Raw genomic sequence first — 2168 nt, forward strand, 5'->3', positions numbered from 1 at the left:
ATGAATATATAAAAAAGATGTCTGAATCAGTAGATGAACAAGATAGATATCTCCTTAATTTAATTGAGGACGGATTTGAAGAGAAATTAAAGACAAGCGAACTAACGAGAGAAGCTTTTCATAAAATATTGAATAGGATTAACGTTGAGCTGGGTGAACTTTGGGAGTGTAATATTAACTGTGTAAGTAAGGAATGCGTACGGTTCCTTACTCACACAGTTTTTTATTTGATAGAATAATAAGTATAAAGCTAAAGGAGTGGTTTCAGTGGGGAAATTGAAAAGAGATCCGAACTCCGTAGAATTAGCTAACAAGATTATCGAACAGTATCAGCCTAAATCAGTAGAAGATATGCAAGAAGCATTAAAAGACATATTTGGTCCCATGTTTGAGTCAATGCTAAAAGGTGAAATGAATCACCATTTGGGCTATGAATCCAATGACAAGGGAGAAAAAGAAACAAGAAATAGAAGAAATGGATATGGCAAAAAGATCGTGAAAACAACGGCAGGAGAAGTTGAAATTGCAGTCCCCCGTGATCGTGATGGTTCATTTGAACCGCAGTTGATTCCAAAGCGTAAAAGAGATGTATCCTCTATAGAGGATAAGGTCATTTCGATGTATGCCAGAGGAATGTCACAACGAGACATTTCTTCCACGATAGAAGACATCTATGGCTTTTCTGTATCTCATGAAATGGTATCCGACATTACGGATACTGTACTTCCTAATTTAGAAGAGTGGCAAAATCGTCCCTTAAGTAACTGTTACCCTTTTGTGTTTGTCGATTGTCTTTACACAACCATTCGTAATGACTATGAAACGAAGAAGTATGCCGTTTACACAATACTAGGATATACCATAGAAGGTAAAAAGGACATTCTAGGTTTGTGGTTGAATGAAACGGAAAGTAAACATAAATGGATGCAAATTTTTGATGAAATCAAATCTCGTGGTGTAGAAGATATCTTCTTTCTCTCAATGGATGGCGTTAGTGGTCTGGAAGAAGGAGCACGTGCGATTTTTCCTGATGTGACCGTACAGAGATGTATTGTTCATTTAATTCGAAATTCGATTAAGTATATACCAAGTAAAGACTACAAGCCTTTTACTGCTGCCTTAAAGAAAGTGTATGGAGCTCCAAGCCTTAAGGCTTGTCACAGTGCATTTGAATCTTTTGAAAAGCAGTGGTCTACGTACCCTGGAGCTGTAGACGTATGGAAACGAAACTTTTCTCATGTGGAACAACTTTTCGATTATGGTGGTAATATTCGTAAAATCATGTACACTACAAATGCCGTTGAAAGTATCCACTCTAGCTTTCGAAAAGTCACGAAAAAAGGAGCATTCCCCCATGAGAATGCCCTATTAAAAATATTGTTTTTACGAACAAAAGAATTAGAAAAGAAATGGGATGGTGGACGCATCCAGCAATGGGCTATGGTCATGAATCAACTATTAGTTCATGACCACCTAAAGGAACGTGTGAAGAAATATCTAGAATAACTTACACACTTTTCTTGACAAGCCCCTGACTTGGCGTTTTTTTATGATTAATATTTATCCCCATTAAAAATGGAATTCTTCACAATCACATAATCCACATTGCGGATGGCGTCAAGCTTTGTTCCTCCTGCATAAGAAATAGAAGATTGAAGATCCTGCTCCATTTCAATCAGTGTATCCTTGATTGAGCCTTTATGCGCCACGTGCATTTTTTTGCCTTCGACATTTTTCTTTTCGCCTTTTTGGAATTCAGAGGCTGAGCCGAAGTACTCCTTGTAAAGCTTTCCGTCTTTTTCGATCGTTTGGCCTGGCGATTCTTCGTGTCCGGCAAATAGTGAACCGATCATGACCATCGTTGCGCCGAATCGGATTGATTTTGCGATGTCGCCATGGGTGCGGATGCCTCCATCCGCGATAATCGGTTTGCTGGCAGCCTTGGCACACCAGCGCAGCGCTGCTAATTGCCAGCCGCCTGTGCCGAAGCCGGTTTTGATTTTCGTAATACATACTTTTCCCGGTCCGATGCCGACTTTAGTGGCATCCGCTCCCGCATTTTCAAGCTCTCTGACCGCTTCTGGCGTTCCGACGTTGCCAGCAATAACAAAGCTGTCCGGCAAATGTTTTTTAAGGTGCTGGATCATTTCAATGACAGCATTTGAGTG

General features: G+C 40.0%; 2 protein-coding genes. One reads left to right on the forward strand and one right to left on the reverse strand.

The annotated features are described in order from the left end of the window. Positions 1 to 258 precede the first annotated feature (258 nt). Positions 259 to 1506: an IS256-like element ISBsu2 family transposase gene (locus ACFRCG_RS48400; RefSeq protein WP_031600262.1), complete on the forward strand. Its 1248-nt coding sequence runs from the start codon at positions 259 to 261 to the stop codon at positions 1504 to 1506. 47 nt (positions 1507 to 1553) lie between these two features. Here ACFRCG_RS48400 and ACFRCG_RS48405 read toward each other — a convergent pair. Next, on the reverse strand, positions 1554 to 2168 hold a 615-nt coding region (locus ACFRCG_RS48405), incomplete at its 5' end, for a GMP reductase (protein WP_380043045.1).

The sequence above is a fragment of the Embleya sp. NPDC056575 genome (assembly GCF_042793325.1).
In the GTDB taxonomy this organism is placed as follows: Bacteria; Actinomycetota; Actinomycetes; order Streptomycetales; family Streptomycetaceae; genus Embleya.